This is a genomic window from Aeromonas sp. Y289-2 (genome assembly GCF_027705925.1).
GTDB lineage: Bacteria > Pseudomonadota > Gammaproteobacteria > Enterobacterales > Aeromonadaceae > Aeromonas > Aeromonas veronii.
This window is the reverse complement of record NZ_JAPDCH010000003.1, coordinates 104,835-126,907: the sequence shown is the minus strand read 5'-3', so window position 1 is coordinate 126,907 and position 22,073 is coordinate 104,835. Positions and strand designations below refer to the sequence as shown.

Here is a 22,073-nt window from a genome sequence, read left to right as displayed (position 1 = left end):
CAAAGGCAGCCTGCATTCTACTGTGGTGGCCCCGCTATCCTAGGCCGTCTTGACCCTTAGACCGGAAGCTTTGCGTCCCGACTTTTCAATCGGTTTGCCCTTGTCACAACGTTATTTCTGGCGATAAATAATCGCCGATTGACTGTAGGGTAATTCTGATAAGTAAGCAAATCGGACCATTGCCAGCCCACCAGTTACCAACCCTGACAATTACCCACTTTCAAGAAATTAATATTTAAAAAACAGCCGGATATGCAGACCTAATCTCATCACCTCCAACCAGATACCTCACACCATTTTTTTGATCTGCATCACACCAAATTGAGAAAAATCAATGAGTAAGAACAATATGCGACAAAAGACCCATCTGTGTCGCAACTAATGAATTTATAATCGCCGCTTTGCATGGCCAGCAGGTGTCTTCATGCCCAACGAACTGCCCTCACGCACCCGGTTATCCAGATACGACAAATTTGTTCGTTTGACGATTTATGCCTTGCCACTGGCCGGGATGATCTGGCTTATCAACAGCCTCAATGGCTGGCAAAGGGCGCCGCTTGCCAGCACCTTGCTAGTCCAGAGCTACCTTATCTGCACCTTCTGGCTCTATCGCCACTACCGCTACCATCTGCACCGCCAGTGGCAGCATCTGAGTGAGGCGCTCAAGATCAACGAAACCACCGCCGAGCTGGCCCGCAACTCGGCGCAATACCAGACCGAAGAGGCCTTTCTGGAGGATCTGCTCAGACGAGCCGTAATGTTGATCCCGGGAGCCGAGATGGGCTGCCTGATCAAGCTGCTGCCGGGCACAGGCATGTTGAGATATGAAGTGGCCATCGGCATGGATCTGGTGAAACTGCGGCGGATCAATCTGCCGCTGGAGCACACCTTTCAGTACAAGCTGACTCAGGGGCGCTGCAACAAAACACTGCTGATCAACGACCTGTCGAAGATAAATGCCACCATGCCCCTGTCCGAACAGGACAGAGAGCTGCTGGTCAACTGCACCGACCTGCCCATCCAGGCCACGCTGGCGACCCCGATCCATATCGATGGTCAGCTCTACGGCATGATCAATATGGACAGCAGCAAACGTAATGCCTTTACCCGCTACGACAGCCACCTGATGGCGATCCTGGCGCGGGATATTCGCCACGCCATCACCATCTATCAGCAGTCCCGCCGCATCTATCAGCTGGCCAATACCGACCAGCTGACCGGGCTCGCCAATCGCCAGCAATTCGAACTCGCTCTGCAGGGGCAGCCGGAAGGCACCCTGCTGCTGATCGACATGGATAATCTCAAGCAGCTCAATGACAGCAGTGGCCATTTGGCCGGTGATCAGGCCCTGCGCCTTATCGCAGATGGCATACGCCAGCACTTCGGTCAGGGGGTGATTGCCGCCCGCTTCGGCGGGGATGAGTTTGTGCTGCTCACCACTCTGACACCGACCGAGCTGCGACAGGCGATGGCCAGGCTGACCACCATGCTGGCCAGCGCCTCCCCCACTATCTCGTGCAGCATGGGGATGGCCCCCTATCGCGGCGACTTTGCCGCCGCGTTTGCCAGAGCCGATGCCGACATGTACCAACACAAGCGGCACCACAAAGAGCAACGTGCGGCACAGATGCCAGCTATCGGGGAGAGCATTAATCACTAGCCCGGAAGGGCTGCTTTGCAGGCACAAAAGAGAAGCTGGGTGGGGAAACCGATTGGCAGACCCGCCAGAATGTGGCGAAGCGGGGAGAAAAAACGGGGCATGACCGGCATGCCCCGCCACCATTCAATGCTTATTTACAGCTGGCGGCTCCCACATCCTGCCAGACGTCGTGTTTGCCGGGCTCATTGCCCTTGGTCCAGTACTGCGCCTTCCACTGACGGCCGTTATGGGTGGTGAGCTCGCCACCGTTGTAGGCCACATTGGCATCCCAACCCAGTTGCACCTTGCTCACCAGCAACCACTGATCCGCAGTGCGGCTCGGCTCGTTGCCCTGGGTCCAGTACTTGGCCTGCCACACCAGCTGGTTGTGGCTCACCTTGTCGCCGCTGTTATAGGTGCTGGCCGCTTTCCAGACTGGCCAGTTGGCCGCATCCGGATCGGTCGCCGTGCAACCACCGCCGCTGCTGGCCGGTTTGACCGTCAGACGGGTTGCCGCACTGGCATCCAGCCCGCCGTCGGAGACAGTGACGCTCAGGTCATAGCCGGTGTCGCTGGTGACGCTCGGGCCGGTGACCACCAGAGTGGCGCTGTTCTGACCCGTTGCGGTGATGCCTGCCGGCACACTCCACTGATAAGTCAACGGATCACCGTTCGGATCGGAGGCGGTCGCCTTGATGGTCACCTGCTTGCCCGCCTCCACAGAGGCCGTAGCAGGTAGACTCACCACCGGCGCCAGATTGGCCTGCGGCGCCTTGTTGGTCACCACCACCTGATCCTTGGCACTCAACTGCTGGTCATCGCTCACTGTCAGCTCGAACACCAGATTGATGTCGGCAGTCACGGCATCCAGCACCACGCGTGCCTTGGCCTGAGTAGCATCAAGCAAGCCAACCTGCGGGCCGGAGATCTGCTTCCAGCTGTAGCTGAGCGCGCTGTTTTCCGGATCGTGGGAGGCCGAACCATCCAGCGTCACCTCGGTCGGGCCGGTCACCTTGAGGTCACTGCCCGCGTTGGCCAGCGGCGGCTTGTTGACCGGTGGCGTGACGCCACTGCCGTGACCCAACCCCTCGTGCATGGCGTTGAGAATGTCGCCGTTGTCGGCATCGATCTCCCAGGAGAAGAGGCCACCGAGCTTGTTGGCCAGCACATACTGCCCCTTGGCCTTGACCGAGCGCTCGTTGTCATAGGTGATGAGGTCTCCGGTCGCAGCCTTGAACAGATAGGGCGCCTCAGCCACTTCGTCATACCCCTTCTCCCAGCCTGCCCCCATCCGGTTGTTGACGATGTCGCGGTAATCCACCACCCCGTCCTCCCAGGTACCTTTCACCTTGCCGGTCGCCTTGCCGGTGAAGGGGTTGTTGCCCTGATAACCGCTCACCCCGGTCCAGCCACGGCCATACATGGCGGCCCCGACCACCAGCTTGCCAGGGTCTACCCCCTGCGCCAGCAGCTGATTGACCGCCTTGTCGGTGGTGTACTTGGTTGCGGGGTCCCAGCTCGCCGGATAGAGGTTGGTCTGGTGGCCCAGCTCGGTGTTGCTCCAGGAACCGTTGTAGTCGTAAGTCATCATGAAGATGTGGTCCATGTAGGGCTGGGCCGCCTTGTAGTCCACATCCTGGATCTTGTCGCCCCCCGCCCCGATGGCCGAGGTGAGCTCATACTGGCGCCCGGTTTCGGCCTCCAGCTCGTCGAGCATGGCCCGCAGCTCCTTCATCAGCACCACATAGGTGGCACCATCACTCGGGCTGCCCAGTTTCGGGTTGGCGCCCTGTCCGCCCGGGTACTCCCAGTCGATATCCACACCGTCGAAGAACTTCCAGGTCTGCAGAAACTCTTTCACCGAGCCGACAAACACGTCACGCTTGGTTTTGTCACCGAGGAAATAGAAGGGATCGGAGAGGGTCCAACCGCCGACCGAGGGGAGGATCTTGAGGTTCGGATAGGCCTGCTTGAGCGCCATCAGGGCGCCAAAGTTGCCCTTGTAGGGCTCGTCATGAGCAGTGAGGTTGCCTTGCGGCATCTGGATGGCAGCCCAGGGATCGTGCATCGCCACCTTGAAGTCCGCCCGGCCGGCGCACGCCCGTTGCAGCGCCTGGAAGCTCCCTTCGATCTCCTTGAGGCTGTCGTTGAGGCCATCCCCGCCGCAGATGGGGGTGAAACCATAGAGGATATGAGTCAGGTTCTGGGCCGGGATCTTGTCCACCGTAAACTTGCGGCCATAGACTCCCCACTCCACATAGTAAGTCCCCACCACCTTGCCGGACTTGTTGGCGTAGGGCTTGTTGTTCTCCTGCAGCGGCGCCTTGAGTGGCGCCAGATGACTGCCGTCGGTATCGGCGACCACGATCTCCTTGGCATCAGAGAGGGTACAGCCATCGGCGTTGCACAGCGCCACCTGCATCTGGTAGCGCCCCCCTTTCTTCACCTTGAATTTGGCGCTGCCCGCCGCGGCCGAGGGGCCGGACCACACCTCCTGACCATTGAGCAGTACCTTGGCACTCTGGCCCAGATCGCCGCTCCAGAGGTTCCAGTTCACCTCCACATCGGCGGCATCCTTTACCCTGACCAGATTGTTGTAGGCAGTGGCCGCCTGATCGACTTCAACGATGGAAAACTTGGTGGGGCCCCATCCGATGGTGGGCTTGCCGGGCACCGCAGCATAAGCGGACGAGGCGCAGCACAGACCGACCGCGAGGGCCAGCATGGTAGGCTTTGGACTTAGCATTTTTTATATTTCCCTATTTCGTTATGTTGGTAACGAAAAGGGCTACGCCCTGACAGGTAACGCAGACGGCAGTGCGGCCTCTTGGCAAAGGTGCACAACAACCTGTGGTGGCCCCGCTATCTCAAGTACGGCTCATCCCTGGACCGGAAGCTTTGCGTCCCGATCTTGCGATCGGTTTGCCCTTCGGTTACTTCATTTGCGATGCAAAAAATCGCATCCCGACTATAGAGTGAGCCAATCCGGTCTGCCACTGTCGGCGTTCACCGACAGTGGCAAGCCAATGCACTAACTGGCAGCCATTACGCAGGAAGATGAAGAGATCTTCGCCAATAAATCTCTGTTTTCGGCATTCATCCATGACCAGGGTCCACAGGATCATTGCGCGGTTTTGTGAGCCGGTTCACGGCTAGCCGCCCCGGCTGCGGCTAGCGCAGCAGCAGGCTGTTCATCAGGGCTCGCAGTTTGAGCGGTTTGACCGGTTTGCTGATGTAGCCATACCCCCGCTCGCGGATCTGTGCCTGCAACTCGCTCTTGCGATCGGCACTGATGATGATGCCTCCCAGCTCGTCGCCACACACCCGTTGCAGCACAGCAAGCGCCTCCAACCCGGTCTTGCCGTCGTCGAGGTGATAGTCGGAGAGCACCAGTCTCGGCACAAACCCTTGTGCCACCTGCGCCTCGGCTTCGGCCAGATCGACGGCGCAGCGCACCTCGCAGCCCCAACGGCCGAGCAGGGTGCTCATGGCGGTCAGAATGTCCCGCTCATTGTCGATACAGAGCACGGCGACACCTTCCAGCTGGCTGTCGCGCGCCACCGGTGCCGCCAACTGATGGGCCGTGACCGGCCGGGTCGCCAGATTGAGGGTCACCGCAAAGACCGACCCCTTGCCCGGCCAGCTCTGCAATGTGAGCTGATGACCGAGCACCAGCGAGATGCCGCGGGCGATGGCGAGCCCCAGACCCAGCCCCTGCTCCTTGGCGGTGCGGGAGTGATCGAGGCGGGAGAACTCGTCAAAAATAGCCTCCTGCTTGTCCTGCGGGATGCCGGGGCCGTTGTCCCATACCTCGATGCGGATCTTGTCCCCCATCCGGCGGCAACCGAGCAGCACCCGGCCCCCCGGGTTGTAGCGAAACGCATTGGTGAGGAAGTTCTGCAGCACCCGGCGCAGCAGCCGCACATCGCTGTGTACCGCATGCTTGCTCTCCACCACCGAGAAGTGGATCCCCCCCGCCTGCGCCAGCACGCCAAACTCCGCCTTGAGGTTGTCGAGCAGATCGCGCAGGGCAAAGTCGAGCTTCTTGGCCTTGAACTTGCCCGCTTCGAGCCGCGAGATATCGAGCAGATCGGTGATGAGATCCTCGGTCGCCCCCAGCGCATCGTCGATATGGCGGGCGATGCGGGCCTGCTCGCCAGCATCGGGCAACATCTCCAGCAGGGAGGAGGTAAACAGCTTGGCGGCATTGAGGGGCTGGGTCAGATCATGGCTGACCGCCGCCAGAAAACGGCTCTTGGATTGATTGGCCCGCTCCACCTGCTGGTTCACCAGCAGCAGTTGACGGTTGAGCTCGGAGAGCTCACGGGTGCGCTCGGCCACCCGCGCCTCCAGATGTTCGTTCGCTTCGCGCAGCACTCGCTCCGCATCGCGAAACGGCGTGATATCGGTAAAGGTCATGACAAAACCGCCGGCGGGCATGGGGTTGCCCTGCATCTCGATCACCCGCCCGTCCGGGCGCTCCCGCGCCGAGATATGGGCGCTGCCCCGCTTCATAAAGGCGACCCGCCGCGCCACGTGCTCCTCGATATCGCCGGGGCCACAGAGCCCCTGCTGCGCGTTGTAGCGGATGATCTCTTCAATGGGGCGCCCAGCCTGAATAAGCCCCGGCGGATAGTGGAACAGCTCGATGTAGCGGCGGTTCCATGCCACCAGCCTAAGCTCCCTGTCCACCACCGAAATCCCCTGCCCGATATGCTCGATCGCCCCCTGCAACAAGCCTCGGTTGAAGCGAAACACGTCGGAGGCCTCATCGACTATGGTGGCGATCTCCTCGAGCTGCATGTTGCGCCCCTGCAGGGCCGAGGCGAGCACCAGCCGCGCTGATGAGGTGCCAAACACCCCCGCCAGCAGCCGCTCGGTGTGGGCAATCAGCTCGGCCGAGGCCTGCATCTGGGGCGCCAGGGTGCCGCCCCGCTCACCGGCGAAACGACCAAAGGCGCGTTTGACCCGGCTTGAGCCGACAAAGCGGGCCGCCAGCATCTCCAGCTCCTTGACCGAGACCCGCGCCTGATAGAGGGCAGCGGTATCGCGACTCGGCTTGCCGACAAAGTTGGCCGCCTGCAGCCGCTCGCTCACCGCAGGGCGCGACAGCAGCGAGCCCGCCACATAGCCGAGCAGGTTGAAGAGCAGGCTCAGGAAGATGCACCAGGCCCCGAGACTCAGCTCGCGAAACGCAGGCCAGTCCGGCGGTGCCAGCAGTTCGGCCAGCGGTGAACCGGCCAGCAGCCCGCTCTCCACCAGCAGGGTGACGAACCAGAGACTCACCCCAAGGAAGAGACCGAGATAGACCCCCTTGCGATTGCCGTGACGCCAGTAGAGGCCGAGCAGCAGGGCCGGCGCAAACTGGGCCACCGCGCCAAAGGAGAGATAGCCGATTCGCGACAGACTGGTGAGATCGCCGAGCCAGAGGTAGAGCCCCCAGGCCGCCAGCAAGATCAGCAGGATGGCGCCACGACGCACCTGCAACAGCAGCCGCACCAGCCGCTCGTCGCGCCCCTGCCGCCAGAAGCGGCGCAGCAGCACCGGCAGCACCAGATCATTGCTCACCATGATCGCCAGTGCGATGGTGCAGACGATCACCATGCCGGTGGCCGCCGAGGTGCCGCCGAGAAACGCCAGCATCGCCATGCCATCGAAACCGAGGGCCATCGGCAGACTGATCACATAGGTGTCGGAGGCCATGTCTGCCCCCACCCACTGTTTGCCCGCCAGTGCCAGCGGCCAGATAAAGAGCCCCATCACGAACAGGTAGAGCGGGAAGATCCAGCGCGCCCAGTGCAGATCCTGCCCCTGATTGTTCTCCACCACAGTCACATGAAACTGGCGCGGCAGGCAGATAACGGCGCACATCGCCAGCACCGTATAGATGGCAAGCTCCAGCAGGTTGCCGGGGCTCACCGCCACCACCTGCGCAAAGAAGTCGCGGGTCACCTGCTCGTGAGCCTCGCCAGGTTTGCTCAGGATCAGCCAGAGGGCGAAGCCCCCCACCGCGATAAAGGCCAGCAATTTGACCACCGACTCGAAAGCGATGGCCACCACCATCCCCCTGTGGTGCTCGGTGGCATCGAGATGGCGAGTACCGAACAGGATGCTGAACAGCGCCAGCAGCAGAGTAACCCCGAGCGCCAGCTCGCTGGTATTGCTGGTCGGGCTGATGCCGCCGCTGTTGACCATCAGCAGATCCAGCCCGGTGACGATGGCTTTAAGCTGCAACACCAGATAGGGGAGGATCCCCATGATGGCGATGAGGGCGATCACCATGGCGAGCCGCTGGGATTTGCCGTAACGGGCGGCGATAAAGTCGGCGATGGAGGTGATGTGCTCGCGCTTGGCCACCAGAATAAGGCGGGCCAGCAGCCGCCAGCCAAACAGAAAGACCAGCATGGGGCCAAGGTAGATGGGCACCGGCGACCAGGGCGATTCACTCGCCTGCCCCACGGTGCCGAAGAAGGTCCAGGAGGTGCAGTAGACCGCCAGCGACAGGCTGTAGAGCAGCGGTTGCCCCTTGAGACGGTGCCGTTTGTGCTTGTCTGCCACGAAGGCGATCAGAAACAGCAGCCCCAGATAGGTGAGCGACAATCCGATCAGCAGCCATCCCTGGTGCATCGATAACTCCTTGTCCATGTTGAGTTTTTGTATACAGCCTCGCCAGTCTAGAGAGGCAGCAGCCAAAAGTCATCCCCTTCGGACAGATTGAAATTATCGTTTTTCAATAAGTTTTATCTTGACTGTATATCGCAAAACAATAAACATTGCCGATGTGAATATTGATAAACGATAAACTTTACCTTTCAGATAAAACCATCACAGTGAGGAATGAGATGATCTCCAACAAACTCGAACGCTCGAGCATGCTGATCGAATGGCTGCTACTGCTGGCACTGCTGGCGACCCCTTTGATCACCTTGCTGGAGGTGTGGACCCCCTTCGGTGGCGCCGATTTGCTGCAGGAGAAGCTCAACACCATCTTGAGCCGCCCCGGCATCAATCCTGCCGACTATCCCCTTCACTTCTCCACCCGGCTGCTCGGCACCCTGGTGCAGCTGTTGCCGGATCTGGTCTTTATGATGATGCTCTGGCAACTGCGCCAGCTGTTTCGTGGCTACCGCGCCGGTCTGCTCTTCACCTTCGAGCAGATCCGCCGCTATCGGCAGATCGGACTGCTGCTCTGTACAACCTTCCTGGTCGAATTGATCCTGACCCCCTTGCTGGATACGGTGCTCACCATGAGAGGCCCGGAATTACTCGGTACCATAGCGCTGAGTACCTCCGATTTCCGGGTACTGCTGGCGGGACTGATCGTATTGGCGCTGGCACTGGTCATGCGCGAGGCCAAACTGCTGGCCGATGAACAGCAACTGACGGTGTGAGGAACGTATGCCCATTATCATCCGCCTCGATGCCCTGCTGGCAGAGCGCAAAATGACCGCCCGCGAGCTGGCCCAGCGCATCGACATCACCGAGGCCAACCTCTCGATCCTCAAGAATGGCCACGCCAAGGCGGTGCGCTTCTCCACCCTGGAGGCCATCTGCCGTGAACTCAATTGCCAGCCCGGCGATCTGCTGGGCTACGAGCAGGAGCGCTAACCTTCTTATGAGTCGTCATATCACCCTGTTTGCCCTGTGGCTGCTGCCGCTGTGGGCCTGCGCTGGCAATGACGCGAACGGCCCCCGCTACCTTATCGAGCAGGGCGCCAGCGCCAATGTGCTGCAAGTGCGCCTCACCATGCAGGGCAAACCTCCCTTTACCCTGCTCCCCGCTCGTCAGTTGCCGGGCAGTGCCACGCCGGTTTCCCCCGCGCTGGTCTGCCTTGCAGACAACCAGCCGGTTGCCCTCAACCAGCCCTTCTCCTGCAAAGAAGTTGGCTGGCAAATCACGCTCACACCCGCTCCGGCACTGGGTGCAGATGCCTCGGCCCAACAGTCGCTTTTGTTCGCACCCAATCAGTGGCTATTGACCGAGTGGGGTAACTTTGTGCGCCAGATGGGGAGTCGCCAAGGAAAGGTTTGTCTGCCGGATGGCAGCTGCCAACCACTGCCGGATGTCAACCAGCCGCCGCTGATCCTGCCGCTTGGTCTGGACACAGTGCCCGTCACCAAGCCAGATCCGCGGCTGGTGCTGAGCCATGACGAGACCGCCAACCAGCTCGATCTGCCGGCCTTGCAGCAGCAACTGAATGAGATCATCGACTATCTGGCCTTCCAGCTCGATGTGGATCCGCCCACTCATCCATGGCAACTGGTGTGGCTGGGGCGGGATGTGGCAACCCGCTCCCTCGGCGGCGCCGCCGGAGATCAGGTGTTTGTCGCCAACTACCCCACCGAGGCTGGCAAACCGACGCCACAGGCCCCCTTGCGCCTGCTGCGCACCTCGGCCCACGAGGCGGTGCATATCCTCAGCGCTCGCCGCGCAGCTCCACAGCCCACCTGGGTCAACGAAAGCCTCGCCGAGTACCTCGCCATCAAGGCGCTGCGCCGCTTTCGGCTGCATCAGGTCACGGCGGTCAACGAGCTGGCCGAGCGGGGCAAACAGCTGCCCCATCGCGAGAGCGGCCTCTATCGGGCAGCTCGCGAGGTGCTGGCGGGCGATCACTCCTACTACCCGCTCTTTTACGTCAAGGGGAGCGCCTTCTGGGAAGCGCTGGAGCGGGAGCTGCAACACAATGACGTGACGCTGGCCCAACTGCTGCCCCAACTGGGCTGGCTACCGGATGGCCGCTTTGATGCCGCATCCAATGAACTGCTTGCTGGCACCATCGGCTCGGATACCTGGCGCCGCCTCAGCCGCCTCTATCTTGGCGAGCAGCAGTAACGCCGCAAACCGCAGCAACGAAAAAGGGAGAGCCGTGGCTCTCCCTTTTGTTAGGTGATGATTCAAATAGACAAATATCAGGCTGGAGCACTCTCCTGCGCAGAGGGCGCAAAGGGGCGCAGCCGCAGGAAGAAGACCGGCAAGACCACCAGCACCATCAGGAAGAAGATGCCGCCGCCGAGAGGCTCGAACAGCACGCCGCAAAGTGCCATCAGGGCCGCCACCGTCATGCCGAGGCCAAGGGCCGCATAGAGCGCCTGGGTCGGGATCAACTGCTCGGCGGGCAGCTGGCGAGTCATGAAGCGCACAGCCCCCAGATGGCTCATGCCAAAGGTGACCGAGTGGAGCAGTTGCCCCAGCACCAGTACCCACAACTCGGTCGAGGCCCCCAGCAATACCCAGCGCACCACACAACCGATGGCACCGGCGATAAAGAGGCTCTGGGCGCCAAAGCGCTGCAAGAACCGCTTGTCAGCGGCGAACATGCAGATCTCCGCTACCACCCCGAGCGCCCAGAGATAGCCGATGATGGTGCCGCTATACCCTTGCGCCTTCCAGTAGATGGCGCTGAAACCGTAATAGGCGGCGTGGCTCCCCTGCAGCAGAGCGGTCAGCAGCAAGAAACGGCGCACCGGTGCGCTGCGCAGGGTTGCCAGCAAGGACGCCTTGGCGCGCTCGCCCTGACTATCCTGTGGCGCCGGATAAAGGGGCAGCCAGCTGAGCAGCAGCATCAGCACCAGCCCCGCCACCATGGTGTGCAAAATCCAGTCACTACCGAAGTTGCCCACCAGCGCCCCCACCAGAGTAGAGGCAACGATAAAGGCAAAGGAGCCGCACAGCCGCACCTTGCCGTAATCGAGGTGCGCCTGCACCACCATGCGGGTCGCCAGCGCCTCTCCCACCGGCATCAGGGTCGGATAGATAAAGTTCGCCAGCAGGGTCAAGCCCACCAGCCACCAGAGGTTATGACTGAGATAGAAGCCGAGAAACGCCAGCAAACTGAGCAGGGAGAGCAACCGGGTAACCGGCAACAGATGGCCCGCCCCCTTGATCTGCCCCATCACCATCAGGTTGCCGGCAAAGCGGATCGCCATCCCCGCCCCCAGCAGCAGACCAATCATCTCGGCGCTGACGCCCACCCCCTCCAGCCAGAGCGACCAGAACGGCAAGTAAGCACCGTAGACAAAATAGAAGGCGCCGAAAAAGAGCGCTAACCAGGAAAACGCGGGCATAGATCCTCTGCAACCGGATGACGGGAGCAGAATGATAACCCATCCGCCCCCGCAGATCCCGATGGAAACCCTGCGCAGAAAACGAAAAAACTTCAATAAAATTGAACTATTACCGAAGAGGTGGGGTCTACTTGGTAACACCTCCTCCTGGTTAGTGTTGCAATCCTTCCACCCGCCCATGGCGGGTTTCTTTTTTTAGGCAAACATCTGCTCTGCTCCATCGTCACAACATGGCGGCGACAAAAAAGGGGCCGAAGCCCCTTTGATCATCTGCGTCTGTTGTTTGCTCTTTAGAATACGTATTTGACCCGTGCACTCAGGTTGCGGCCCGGTTCGGTCATCATGCTGTTATCGGAGCCCTCGGCACGACCGGCGATGCGCTCGTAGCTGGTGTACTCCTTGTCAAACAGGTTGAAGACACCGACGTTGAGCTGCAGGTCGGTCATCGGGTTGAACTGGGCGTACATATCCACCACACCCCAACCGGCGCTCTTCACGTAATCGTTGCCTTTGCTGTCTTTACGGACTTTGTCCATGTCGTCAGCAAAGCGCAGCGCGGTGTTGAAGTTCCATTGGGACTGTTCCAGACGCACACCGACGGAGCCGTTCAGCGGGCTCAGGCTGTTGATGTAGTTGCCATCCCCATCCTTGCCTTCGATGTAGGCGAGGTTGCCCCATACATTGACGATGTCGTTGAGCCAGTAATCCGCCTTGGCTTCGACCCCTTTGGTGGTCGCCTTGCTCAGGTTTTGGTACTGGTAGACGGCGGTGCGCCCCTCTTTGCCCACTTCCACCATCTCGATGAAATCATCGAACTTGTTGTAGAAACTGGCCACCTCGTAGCTGAAGCCATTGTGGCTGCCACGCACACCGAGATCGATCCCGTCGCTGCTCTCCGGGTTGAGGTTCGGGTTCGGCTCGATGCGATAGCCGTATGCCTGATGGTTCAGGGTGGAGAAGGCGCTGTCATACATGGGGGCCTTGAAACCGTGGCTATACTGGGCGAACAGGTTGGCCGCCTCGTGGGCCTTGAACACCAGACCCAACTTGGGTGACAACTCCCCTTCCGAGAACTTGTGCAGCTTGTCGCCTGTGTAGGCCGGATCGTTGTCCGGGGTCATCCGGTAGTAGTCATAACGGGCACCCGGGGTCAGTACCCAGCGCTCGCCAAACTTGATCTCGTCAAAGGCCCACAGGGCGCTGCGCTCGCTGGTGGTAGCCGGGAAACTCAGCTCGTTGTAGCCGACAAAATCACCGGGAGTCGTCGGCCCCTTGTAACGGGTACGTTCGTTGTCGGTGTGCTCGTATTCAGCCCCCCAGGCCAGGCGGTGGTTGGCGACCGCCTTGTGGAACTGCAGCTGGGCGCCGATGTTCTTCTGATCGAACACGTTGTGATCCAGCGAGTTTTTGGTCACATAGGGGTTGCCGGGGCTGACCGGATACTTGGATGAGGCGTACTGATCCAGCGTCTGCTTGGTGCGGGCAAAGTAAACCTTGCTATCCATCCGATCGGCCCAACCTTGATTCAGCGCGATGCCGTGATCCAGCACCACAGAGAGGTTGTCGGTCTGCTTGTCGGTGATGGGCTGATCAAAGACACGGGCAGTGCCGGTACCGACCTTGTTGAGCTTGACCGCATCCGGCTCCTCGCCATCGGTCAGGTAGTCAACGGTCAGCTTGAGGAACTGCTCATCGGAGAGATTCCACTTGCTCTTGAGCAGCAGGGCGTGGGTACCGATATCGAAGTCATTTTTGGTGGAGTCGAAATTCTGGGTCACACCGCCATCGCGCCAGGTGTAGCGCAGCAGGTTCTCCACTTCACCAGTGCGTAAGGCGCCGGTAAAGCCCGCCATCTTCTGGTGGCTGCTGGAGGCGTAACCGCTGGTCACGTCCAGATAACTATCCTTGCCCTTGAGGAAATCGCTGGCATCCTTGGTGGTGATGGCAATTACGCCACCCAGCGCATCGGAGCCGTAGGCGGCAGACGCCGGCCCCTTGGCCACTTCCACCTGCTTGATCATGTCGGTATCAAAGTAGCTCTGACCGACACCGCCCTTGCTGTAGGCATCGTTCTGGCGCACACCGTCGCGCACCACCTTGACCCGGTTTTCACCCATGCCGCGGATGATAAAGGTCTGCGCATCACCCTGACCGCCGAGCACGGTCACACCGGGTTCGTAGCGGAACAGGTCGGCAACGTTGGTGACGACCTGCTCTTCAATCTGCTTGGCGGTGATCACCGAGATGGGGCCGGAGACATCTTCCAGTTTTTGCTCCATCCGTGAGCCGCTGACGACCACGACTTCATCCGCCTTCTGGGTGGCAGCAAAGACCTGGGAAGAGAGACCGGCTGCCACGGCGAGGGCAACCAGAGAGAGTGCGTTATGATGGGTCACAGCGAATCCTTATTGAGAACTGTTATCAAACAGGCCGCATATTACCCAGCTCCCGACAAAGATCAACAAGAAACGAAATCATTCTCATTTGTTTTGAACCAAATTGGTTTTACACTGTCGCCCTGTGTTGCCCTTATTCTCTATTAGCCCCCCGAGATGCACCGGCATCCGGGCATATCAGCCGTGAGATCCCATGATTAGACGACTTCCCCTGCTCGCCCTGCCGCTGCTGCTGGCAGCCTGTGCCACCCCCACCCAGCCAACCGTGTCATCACAGTTGCAGACGCTCTATGACTACCGGCTAAGTAGCGAGGGAGATGCAGACCTGACGCTGGAGCAAGCAATCGCGCGCATTGCCGACGCCGACATCATTCTGGTGGGTGAGCTGCACAGCCATCCCGCCGTGCATCTGTTGCAATCGCGCCTGCTGAGCGGGCTCTACACCGCAGGTCAGCAGCACGGTCGGCCATTGGCCCTCTCCATGGAGCAGTTCAGCCGCGCCGATCAGAAGACGCTGGATGCCTATCTGGCGAACCAGATTGGTGAAGCGGCCTTGATCCGCGAAGGCAACGCCTGGCCCAACTATCCGAGCGACTACCGCCCATTGGTAGAGTTTGCCAAAGCGCACCAGATGCCGGTGATCGCCGCCAACGCCCCCAAGCCGCTGGTGAGCTGTGTCGGTCAGGAGGGGGCTGAGTGGCTCGACAAACTGCCAGCCACTCGTCGCAGCCAGCTGGCCCGCCAGCTGACGCTGGGGGATGACCCCTATCGCCAGAAATTTATGGCCTCCATGCACCATGGCGATGCCGACAGCAACGCCCGCCGCTTCGCCGCCCAGACCAGTTGGGATGACACCATGGCCGAGAGCATGGTGGATTATCTCGTCAAGCACCCGGGCCAGCAGATCATGCATATCGCCGGCAATTTCCACGTCGAGGGGAGGCTTGGGCTCGCCAGTCGCATCGCCAGCCGCAATCCTGCCCTCAAGGTAGCGCTGGTCGTGCCTCGTACAGATGAGACCTCTGTTGCAGATCGCGCAGCCGATGTGCAGGTAACCATCATGCCGCTGCCTAAGCGCTGGCAAAACAGTGACGAGATGAAGCAAGATATGGGCGCGCTGCATCAATCCCGCAGTCGTGACTGCAGCCAGTGGCTGCAACCCTAATCTTCAAGGAAACGGCGGGTAAAATATGGATGTGTTACTGATCATCGATGTGCAGCAAGGCTTGTTCAACGAGCCCCGTTACCGCCAGGAGCAAGTGCTGGCCAATATCAATCGGGCTGCGGCCCATGTCAGGCAGCAACAGGGACGGGTCATCTATATCCAGCATGACTCGCCCCCCGGTACCGAACTGGAACCGGGCACCCCGGGTTGGCAGTTGCACAGTGCGCTGCAACCGGCCAAGGGAGAGAGCCGGGTACGCAAGACAGCATGTGACAGCTTTCTCGATACCGAGCTTGCCTTCCTGCTGGCCGAGCAGCCGGTCGATCGACTCATTCTCTGTGGCTGTGCCACCGATTTTTGCGTCGACACCACGGTGCGCAGTGCCGCCTCCCATGGGTACGAGGTGCTGGTGTTGAGCGATGGTCACACCACCGCCGATCGCCCCCACCTGAGCGCGGCCCAGATCACCGAGCACCATCACTGGATGTGGCGCCACCTCAGCCTGCCGGAGGGGCGCAGTGTCACCCTGCTCACCACCGACGAGCTGCTGGCAGTAACACCCGCCCTGCAGCCGTGCTAATCTGCGAGCCTCGTCTCGTTTCTCACCGGAGTCTGTCGTGCGCCAGTTGTCTGCCACCCTGTTGTTGATTGTTCCCCTGCTGTCGGCCTGCTCCAGCTTGCCCGGACAGAAGTATGACGGGCCGGCCCCCCTGTTTCTGACCCACATCAACGAGGAGGGGAGCAAGCGGTTCACCTTTGAAGCCGCGCCCAACGACACCTTGCCGCGCGGCCTCTCGGCGGCCCAGAGCCAGCGGCTGCTGGAACAGCGGGAGGCGTTGCAGGAGAACCTGCTGACCGAGACCCTGGCGACCAAGCAGTATTGCCGCCAGGGCTACATAGTGCTGAGCCAGACCTCCTGGAAGGTGCGGGGAGAGTGCAACGAAACGGCCACCGACGCCGATCGTCGCGCTTTTCCCAACAAGGCCAGCTGGCAGGATTGAACTGGCGGATGAGATAACGCAATAAAAACGGGCAGCCAATTGGCTGCCCGTTTTGTTATGACGGCTGTCGTGGTCGACAGAGATTATCAGACCGGCGCATCGGCCGGGCTGGTGAGCTCGGCACCGTTGTCGATGCGCTTGTGCCCTTCCACCAGATGGACGAAATCCACCAGCTCGTCACCGGAAACCGCGAACGCCTGTCCGAAGCCCTTGACGAACAGCCCCTGTTCCGGCTTGAGGCGGAACAGTTTGAAATCCTTGAGGTTGGAGAGACCCTTGATGATCTCGCCAAAACGCCCCTCCAGCGCTGCGACCGCCTTGCTCCAGCGAGCGTCGTCACGGGCCACCACTTCAGCCACCGCATCGAAGGTCAAGCGCTTGCGGGCAAACAGCTCGCGGGCACCGCTCTCATCCTCGATCAGCATCAGGGATACCCGCGGCACCTGTTGCAGGTTGCGGGCGTGGCGGGCGATCTCGGAGATCAGCACATAGTAGCCATCTTCCTGTAGCACGAACGGGGCATAGCTGGCGTTGGGATTGCCTTCACCATCGACGGTGGCGAGCTGCAGGGTACGGCAGCTGTCACGAAACTCGCGGATCTCCGGTTGCAGACGGTTCTGCAGACGCTCCTGACGTTCACTCATGCTTTGACTTCCTCTTGAGAGTTGTGGCGCAGCGCCATAAAACGGGTGACCTGATCGGCCAGCAGCTGGCGTTTCTCGTCGCGACCCAGATAGACCTTGAAAATGCAGCGGCCGGAGTGACCGAAGAACTGGAAGGAGTGCCCCTCCTTGCCCATGAACAGCTTGCTGACCAGCGCAATCCCCGCCACGTTGTCGAGCTTGAGGTGACCATGCAGCTCACCGTCGCGGCCCATCAGGTTGTAGTAGCCGCGTGCGTCCTTGCCTTTCGGGAAGGGGGCTTTTACCTCGAAGATGGATCCTTCTGATTCGACGATGGTGGTCACCGGGCCCCAGTCGGCCAGATCTTCCAGCAGACCTTGTGCGCGATCGGCGGGCAGCAGGGTCACCAGCTCGGCGGGCAGATGGCGAACCACCTCCCATTCGCTGATGGCAAGCTGGGCCGCCAGGGTGGACGGATGAGCGCCGGGATCCTGCTCCAGCAGCGCGTGAATGCGTTGTGCAATGCTCATGTTTTCTCCCTCTGCGGGACCATACTGTCCCGCTGTTTATCATGGCGGCTACTCTAATAAAGCACCGAAACCAATGCAATTGATAATTGCTATCATTATCAGTGCATTTTTTCCAAAGCCTTGATATTCTCGGCGGCACACCCGTTTCATTCACCCCTTCGGAGGTTAGCATGGGCCGTCGTCTTGCCCTCGCCATCACCCTGCTCTGCAGTTCACTCTCTCCCTTCTCTACCGTTGCAGCCGACGGACAGAAAGAGCGTATCGTCAGTATCGGCCCGGCCACCACAGAACTCATTCTCGCACTTGGTGGTGAATCGAGCCTGATCGCAACCGATGTCAGCAGCCCCTTGCCAAAAGGGTTGCCCAAGGTGGGTTATCACCGGGCACTGGCCGCCGAAGGGATCCTGAGCCTCTCCCCCACCCGACTGGTGGGCAGCGACGAGATGGGCCCGGCCCCGACCCTGGATCAGCTGCGCCGTGCCGGGGTCAAGGTGGAGGTGCTGGATACCGCGCCGACCCTCGCCAACCTCAACCAGCGTATCGACACCCTCTCCAGCCTGCTGGGCGATAAAGCCGCTGGCGATCGCCTGAAGGCAGAGATCCAGGCTCAGACCGATCAGCTGGCGGCGCAAGCCAAACAGAACAAACCGCTCAAGGTCGCCTTCCTGCTGCTGCACAAGGGGCAACCCACCAGCATCGCCGGAGGGGACACCACAGCCAGCGCGCTGATTTCGCTGGCAGGCGGCATCAATCCGGTCACCGAGTTGCGCAACTACAAGCCGGTATCCGCCGAAGCCCTCATCAAGATGCAGCCCGATCTGGTGCTGGTCAGCGGTCGTGACTGGCAGCAGTATGCCGATCCGGCCAAGGTGCTGGCCGAAGTGCCCGCACTGGCCGCTACCCCGGCTGGCAAGCGTAACGCCATTCACGCCATCGACGGCCACGCCCTGCAAGGGGGCCTGAGCCTCAACTCCCTGCAACAGGCGAACCAGATCGCCCAGTGGATCAAGCAGGGGTCATGATGCGGTTACCCCTCTCCTGGCTGCTGGCCTTTACCACGGCCGCACTGGCGCTGTTGCTGCTCGGTTCGCTGGCAACCGGCCCCATGACCCTCACCCTGGGCGAGAGTCTGCGGGCGCTGTTTGCCGGGCAGGAGAGCGGGATAGAGTCACACAAGCTGCTGATCGTGCAGGAAATTCGCCTGCCGCGAACCCTGCTTTGCATTGCAGTGGGGGGGATTCTCGGGCTCTGTGGCGCCGTGATGCAGGGGCTGTTTCGCAATCCCCTGGCTGACCCCGGCATCATAGGTGTCTCCGGCGGTGCGGCGCTCGGTGCGGCGCTCGCCATCGTGCTGCTGGCCCCCCTCGGCCAGCAGCTGCAAGCCACCATCGGGGTTGGTCTGCTGCCGCTGCTCGCCTTTCTCGGCGGCGCGCTCACCACCACCCTGGTCTATCTGCTCGGCACCCGTGAGGGGGGCACCTCGGTCACCGTCATGCTGCTGGCCGGGGTAGCCATCACGGCGCTCTCCGGTGCAGTGATCGGCCTGCTCACCTATCTGGCGGACGATCAGATGCTGCGCAACCTGAGCCTGTGGCAGATGGGAACGCTGGCGGCAGGCAAACCGGCCGATGTGGCGCTGGCCCTGCTCACCTTGGCAGCCCTGCTGTGGCTCTTTATGCGCGATGCCAATCCCCTCAATGCCCTGCTGCTGGGTGAAGGAGAGGCCCGTCATCTTGGGGTCAATGTGCAATCCCTCAAGCGCCGCCTGATTCTGCTCACCGCAGCGGGCGTCGGGGTGGCGGTGGCGGTATCGGGGATGATCGGCTTCGTCGGGCTGGTGGTGCCCCATCTGGTGCGCCTGCTGGCAGGCCCCAACCACGTCAGGTTGCTGCCACTCTCAGCCCTGCTCGGCGCCGCCCTGCTGCTGGCAGCCGATATGCTGGCACGCACCCTGCTGGCCCCTGCCGAGCTGCCGGTGGGCATCATCACCGCCCTGCTCGGCGCCCCCTTCTTCATCTGGCTGCTGGTAAAAGGCCGCCGCGCCCTGTGATACGGACTGTTATGCAACCACTCTCATCCTCACTCTCCTCCCCCATGTTGAGCTGCACCCGACTGAGCCTGCGCCGTGGCCAGCGCCAGATCCTGGATGGGCTCAATCTCGACCTCGAGAGCGGCACCCTCACCGCCCTGCTCGGCCCCAACGGGGCGGGCAAGAGCTCTCTGCTCAAATGCCTGACCGGCGAGCTGGAATATGAGGGTTCCATCACCCTGTTTGGTGCAGATCGCCAGCAGTGGGACAGCAGCCAGCTGGCCCACCGACTCGGGGTATTGCCGCAAAGCTCCTCCCTCAACTTCCCCTTTCTCTGCGAGGAAGTGGTCGCCATGGGGCGCCTGCCACACAGTGAACCGGCGGCGCGGCGCGACGAGATTGTGGCGGCGGCCATGACCCATGCCGGGGTCGAGCATCTGGCCAAACGGCTCTATCCCGGGCTCTCCGGCGGCGAGCGGCAGCGGGTGCAGTTTGCCCGGGTGCTGGCGCAGATCTGGCAGGCTCCCTCCCCGACCGAGCAAGCCGAGCAACCCCGCCTGCTGCTGCTCGACGAACCCACCTCGGCGCTGGACCTGAAATACCAGCATCAGCTGCTCACCATGGCGCGCGCCCTCGCCAGCCGCAATACAGCTGTGCTGGTGGTGCTGCACGACCTCAATCTGGCGGCGCGCTATGCCGATCGGCTGGTGATGCTGGAACGGGGTAAGCTGATGGCCGATGGCACGCCTGCCGAGGTGCTCACCCCTGAGCTGATCGCCCGTCTCTATGACTATCCGGCACAGGTGATCCACCACCCCGAAAGCGGCCTGCCGATGGTGGTGTGACAAATTCAGAGTGCGGTAACGGCAGGAAGCGCGCTATTCATCCCGGAAACTGCAGCGTATAAACCGGTTTTTCACACCCCATATCGCCCTGCTAACATTCATCATCGCCAGATATGTGGTGTGAATATCCTCACACTTTGCTCAGGCAAAACCCCCGCAGCATCACCGTCTACTTATAATGGCGCCGCCTCACGAAGGCATAACTCATTGATGCTACGGAATAATTACAATGAAGAATATCAACAAGACCCTACTGGCTGCCGCCATCTCCCTCGGGATGCTGGCTGGCTGCAACAGCGACAACGACTCAAAGGCAGCTGATCCCATGGTTCGTTTTGCCACCTTCAACCTCTCTTTTGACCGCACTGCCGCCGGTATGCTGACCGGTGAGCTGGCCTTGACCCGCACCGAGCAGGATGCCCTGCTGACCCGCCTCGCCGAAGGGAGCCTGAGCGGCGCCACGGAAACCAAAGCCAAGAACGTGCAGCAGATCCGCAACGTGGCGGAGATCATCCAGCGCACCCGTCCGGATGTGTTCCTGCTCAACGAGTTCGACAACGACGGCAAAGGCGAGAGCACCGCCGATCTGAAAGCCTTCAACGACAACTATCTGGCTCACGCCCAGCACGCAGAGGTGACGGCCATCAGCTATCCGGTGATGCAGAACTTCGCCACCAACACCGGCCTGATGAGCGGTTATGACCTCAATCTGGATGGCAAGGTCAACAGCGGCCCCGACGATGCCTGGGGCTTTGGCAACTACCACGGCCAGTACGCCTTTGCGGTGATGTCCAAATACCCCATCGACACCAAGCAGATCCGCACCTTCCAAAACTTCAAGTGGAAGGATATGCCGGGCGAGCAGAACCCCATCATCGATGACTGCAACAATCCCAAGGTCAAGATCCCGGCCAGCCGCCAGTGTGGTGATGCCTGGTATTCAGACGCTGCCTGGCAGCAGTACCCACTCTCCTCCAAGAACCACGCCGATGTGCCGGTGCTGATCAAAACCGAGAAGGGTGAAGAGGTGATCCACTTCCTGATCTCCCACCCGACCCCGCCGATCTTTGCCAACGCGGCGCGTCATACCGTCAAGCACAACCGCGCCGAGATCGCCTTCTGGAACGACTACGTCAAGGGTCTCAACTACATGACCGATGACAAGGGCACCAAGGGTGGGCTGGCCAAAAACGCCAAGTTCGTCATCGCCGGGGATCTCAACGCCGATCCGCTCACCGGTGACGGCGACCTGACCGCCATTCAGGATCTGCTAAACAACCCGCTGATGAATCAGGCCATCACCAATGGCACCCTGATCCCGGTCAGCGAAGGGGGCCCGGAGTGTGTCAGCAAAGGGGCCGACTGCAAACGCAACCTCAATCGCCCCAGCCCGGAACGCATCACCAACTCCAGCGTGCTGCAGCTGGATCACGTCATCCCCTCCGCCAACCTCAACGCGGTCAAGAGCGGCGTCTTCTGGCCTGCCAGCTTCGAGGCCGGTTATCACCTGGTCTATGATGCGAAACTCGGCATCGCCAAGGGAGTCAGTTCGGATCACCGCATGGTGTGGGTCGATCTCAAACTCGACTAACTCTGCCATGACCCCGCTGCGGCGGGGTCTTTTATTGGCGATGGGTGGCGAGCTGACCACGGCTCATTAATCCACCGCTTGGCATGGCATCACCCATCCATAGCGGTTGAATAGGCCCCCCGATCACAGAACCGCCGCGCCAATGGTGGTAGCATGCCTCCTCTTGCCACCCGGCCGCACGGCGGCTCC

Annotated in this window: 17 protein-coding genes and 2 riboswitches; of the genes, 11 read left to right on the top strand and 6 right to left on the bottom strand. The window is 61.0% G+C overall.

All coding sequences use genetic code 11. From position 1 onward, the window contains the following. Nucleotides 1-21 precede the first annotated feature (21 nt). A riboswitch (cyclic di-GMP riboswitch) is annotated at nucleotides 22-109 on the bottom strand. Between the two features lie 315 nt (nucleotides 110-424). Beyond that, nucleotides 425-1,660 (top strand): sensor domain-containing diguanylate cyclase, encoded by a 1,236-nt coding sequence (locus OKC43_RS07025; protein WP_236271546.1) that lies wholly within the window; start codon nucleotides 425-427, stop codon nucleotides 1,658-1,660. A 130-nt stretch (nucleotides 1,661-1,790) separates the two neighbouring features. Here OKC43_RS07025 and OKC43_RS07020 read toward each other — a convergent pair whose 3' ends face one another. Next, a complete protein-coding gene (locus OKC43_RS07020; RefSeq protein ID WP_236271545.1) occupies nucleotides 1,791-4,385 on the bottom strand; it encodes a glycosyl hydrolase family 18 protein in 2,595 nt (864 codons plus the stop codon). A gap of 103 nt (nucleotides 4,386-4,488) precedes the next feature. Continuing rightward, a riboswitch (cyclic di-GMP riboswitch) is annotated at nucleotides 4,489-4,576 on the bottom strand. Between the two features lie 234 nt (nucleotides 4,577-4,810). Beyond that, the gene (locus tag OKC43_RS07015; RefSeq protein WP_236271544.1) at nucleotides 4,811-8,266 is read right to left on the bottom strand and encodes a hybrid sensor histidine kinase/response regulator; all 3,456 of its coding nucleotides are present in this window, start codon (nucleotides 8,264-8,266) and stop codon (nucleotides 4,811-4,813) included. Between the two features lie 215 nt (nucleotides 8,267-8,481). On the opposite strand from OKC43_RS07015, the gene OKC43_RS07010 reads away from it, so the two are divergent. Genes OKC43_RS07010 through OKC43_RS07000 form a run of 3 tightly spaced genes read left to right on the top strand, consistent with a single transcriptional unit; the run spans nucleotide 8,482 to nucleotide 10,472 of the window. Further along, complete coding sequence (locus tag OKC43_RS07010; protein ID WP_236271543.1) at nucleotides 8,482-9,030, top strand: DUF2975 domain-containing protein; 549 nt, start codon at nucleotides 8,482-8,484, stop codon at nucleotides 9,028-9,030. A 7-nt stretch (nucleotides 9,031-9,037) separates the two neighbouring features. Beyond that, entirely contained in the window at nucleotides 9,038-9,247 is a 210-nt protein-coding gene (locus tag OKC43_RS07005; protein WP_005348179.1) for a helix-turn-helix domain-containing protein, read from the top strand. A 7-nt stretch (nucleotides 9,248-9,254) separates the two neighbouring features. Continuing rightward, nucleotides 9,255-10,472, top strand: coding sequence for a hypothetical protein (locus OKC43_RS07000; RefSeq protein WP_236271542.1), 1,218 nt, complete (start codon nucleotides 9,255-9,257; stop codon nucleotides 10,470-10,472). 77 nt (nucleotides 10,473-10,549) lie between these two features. Here OKC43_RS07000 and OKC43_RS06995 read toward each other — a convergent pair whose 3' ends face one another. Together OKC43_RS06995 and OKC43_RS06990 are read right to left on the bottom strand one after the other, a co-directional pair. Further along, entirely contained in the window at nucleotides 10,550-11,704 is a 1,155-nt protein-coding gene (locus OKC43_RS06995; RefSeq protein WP_005362507.1) for a 3-phenylpropionate MFS transporter, read from the bottom strand. Between the two features lie 290 nt (nucleotides 11,705-11,994). After that, the gene (locus tag OKC43_RS06990; RefSeq protein ID WP_270803993.1) at nucleotides 11,995-14,100 is read right to left on the bottom strand and encodes a TonB-dependent hemoglobin/transferrin/lactoferrin family receptor; all 2,106 of its coding nucleotides are present in this window, start codon (nucleotides 14,098-14,100) and stop codon (nucleotides 11,995-11,997) included. A gap of 193 nt (nucleotides 14,101-14,293) precedes the next feature. Here OKC43_RS06990 and OKC43_RS06985 point away from each other — a divergent pair, with 193 nt between their 5' ends. From OKC43_RS06985 to OKC43_RS06975, 3 genes are read left to right on the top strand one after another with little or no spacing between them, the layout of a single operon-like run. Further along, nucleotides 14,294-15,265 carry a ChaN family lipoprotein gene (locus tag OKC43_RS06985; RefSeq protein WP_236271540.1) on the top strand — a complete coding sequence of 324 codons (972 nt, stop codon included), beginning with the start codon at nucleotides 14,294-14,296 and terminating at the stop codon, nucleotides 15,263-15,265. A gap of 25 nt (nucleotides 15,266-15,290) precedes the next feature. Continuing rightward, nucleotides 15,291-15,845, top strand: a complete 555-nt coding sequence (locus tag OKC43_RS06980; RefSeq protein ID WP_005348211.1) for a cysteine hydrolase family protein — start codon at nucleotides 15,291-15,293, stop codon at nucleotides 15,843-15,845. A 37-nt stretch (nucleotides 15,846-15,882) separates the two neighbouring features. Next, the gene (locus OKC43_RS06975) at nucleotides 15,883-16,266 is read left to right on the top strand and encodes a hypothetical protein (protein WP_236271539.1); all 384 of its coding nucleotides are present in this window, start codon (nucleotides 15,883-15,885) and stop codon (nucleotides 16,264-16,266) included. Nucleotides 16,267-16,352: 86 nt separating this feature from the next. Here the strand turns inward: OKC43_RS06975 and hutZ are convergent, their stop codons facing one another. Together hutZ and hutX are read right to left on the bottom strand one after the other, a co-directional pair. Further along, the gene (hutZ, locus tag OKC43_RS06970; RefSeq protein WP_005335257.1) at nucleotides 16,353-16,910 is read right to left on the bottom strand and encodes a heme utilization protein HutZ; all 558 of its coding nucleotides are present in this window, start codon (nucleotides 16,908-16,910) and stop codon (nucleotides 16,353-16,355) included. After that, nucleotides 16,907-17,419: a heme utilization cystosolic carrier protein HutX gene (gene hutX / locus OKC43_RS06965; protein WP_005362516.1), complete on the bottom strand. Its 513-nt coding sequence runs from the start codon at nucleotides 17,417-17,419 to the stop codon at nucleotides 16,907-16,909. Before hutX ends, hutZ begins: the two co-directional genes overlap by 4 nt. Nucleotides 17,420-17,589: 170 nt before the next feature. Between hutX and OKC43_RS06960 the strand changes: the two genes are divergently transcribed. The 4 genes from OKC43_RS06960 (at nucleotide 17,590) to OKC43_RS06945 (ending at nucleotide 21,884) form a co-directional block, all read left to right on the top strand. Further along, entirely contained in the window at nucleotides 17,590-18,441 is an 852-nt protein-coding gene (locus tag OKC43_RS06960) for a heme/hemin ABC transporter substrate-binding protein (protein WP_236271538.1), read from the top strand. Continuing rightward, on the top strand, nucleotides 18,438-19,469 hold the full coding sequence (locus tag OKC43_RS06955) for a FecCD family ABC transporter permease (protein ID WP_005335261.1): 1,032 nt from the start codon (nucleotides 18,438-18,440) through the stop codon (nucleotides 19,467-19,469). Before OKC43_RS06960 ends, OKC43_RS06955 begins: the two co-directional genes overlap by 4 nt. 11 nt (nucleotides 19,470-19,480) lie before the next feature. Further along, the gene (locus OKC43_RS06950; protein WP_199416793.1) at nucleotides 19,481-20,293 is read left to right on the top strand and encodes a heme ABC transporter ATP-binding protein; all 813 of its coding nucleotides are present in this window, start codon (nucleotides 19,481-19,483) and stop codon (nucleotides 20,291-20,293) included. A 229-nt stretch (nucleotides 20,294-20,522) separates the two neighbouring features. Further along, a complete protein-coding gene (locus OKC43_RS06945; RefSeq protein ID WP_236271537.1) occupies nucleotides 20,523-21,884 on the top strand; it encodes an endonuclease/exonuclease/phosphatase family protein in 1,362 nt (453 codons plus the stop codon). Nucleotides 21,885-22,073: the final 189 nt, after the last annotated feature.

Excerpts from the sequence above, each read along its gene's own strand:
- OKC43_RS07025 (WP_236271546.1), top strand. The coding sequence starts at position 425 with ATGCCCAACGAACTGCCCTCACGCACCCGGTTATCCAGATACGACAAA.
- OKC43_RS06980 (WP_005348211.1), top strand. The coding sequence starts at position 15,291 with ATGGATGTGTTACTGATCATCGATGTGCAGCAAGGCTTGTTCAACGAG.
- OKC43_RS07000 (WP_236271542.1), top strand. The coding sequence starts at position 9,255 with ATGAGTCGTCATATCACCCTGTTTGCCCTGTGGCTGCTGCCGCTGTGG.
- OKC43_RS07005 (WP_005348179.1), top strand. The coding sequence starts at position 9,038 with ATGCCCATTATCATCCGCCTCGATGCCCTGCTGGCAGAGCGCAAAATG.
- hutZ (WP_005335257.1), bottom strand. The coding sequence starts at position 16,910 with ATGAGTGAACGTCAGGAGCGTCTGCAGAACCGTCTGCAACCGGAGATC.
- OKC43_RS06955 (WP_005335261.1), top strand. The coding sequence starts at position 18,438 with ATGATGCGGTTACCCCTCTCCTGGCTGCTGGCCTTTACCACGGCCGCA.
- OKC43_RS06985 (WP_236271540.1), top strand. The coding sequence starts at position 14,294 with ATGATTAGACGACTTCCCCTGCTCGCCCTGCCGCTGCTGCTGGCAGCC.
- OKC43_RS06950 (WP_199416793.1), top strand. The coding sequence starts at position 19,481 with ATGCAACCACTCTCATCCTCACTCTCCTCCCCCATGTTGAGCTGCACC.
- OKC43_RS07015 (WP_236271544.1), bottom strand. The coding sequence starts at position 8,266 with ATGCACCAGGGATGGCTGCTGATCGGATTGTCGCTCACCTATCTGGGG.
- OKC43_RS07020 (WP_236271545.1), bottom strand. The coding sequence starts at position 4,385 with ATGCTAAGTCCAAAGCCTACCATGCTGGCCCTCGCGGTCGGTCTGTGC.
- hutX (WP_005362516.1), bottom strand. The coding sequence starts at position 17,419 with ATGAGCATTGCACAACGCATTCACGCGCTGCTGGAGCAGGATCCCGGC.
- OKC43_RS07010 (WP_236271543.1), top strand. The coding sequence starts at position 8,482 with ATGATCTCCAACAAACTCGAACGCTCGAGCATGCTGATCGAATGGCTG.
- OKC43_RS06960 (WP_236271538.1), top strand. The coding sequence starts at position 17,590 with ATGGGCCGTCGTCTTGCCCTCGCCATCACCCTGCTCTGCAGTTCACTC.
- OKC43_RS06995 (WP_005362507.1), bottom strand. The coding sequence starts at position 11,704 with ATGCCCGCGTTTTCCTGGTTAGCGCTCTTTTTCGGCGCCTTCTATTTT.
- OKC43_RS06945 (WP_236271537.1), top strand. The coding sequence starts at position 20,523 with ATGAAGAATATCAACAAGACCCTACTGGCTGCCGCCATCTCCCTCGGG.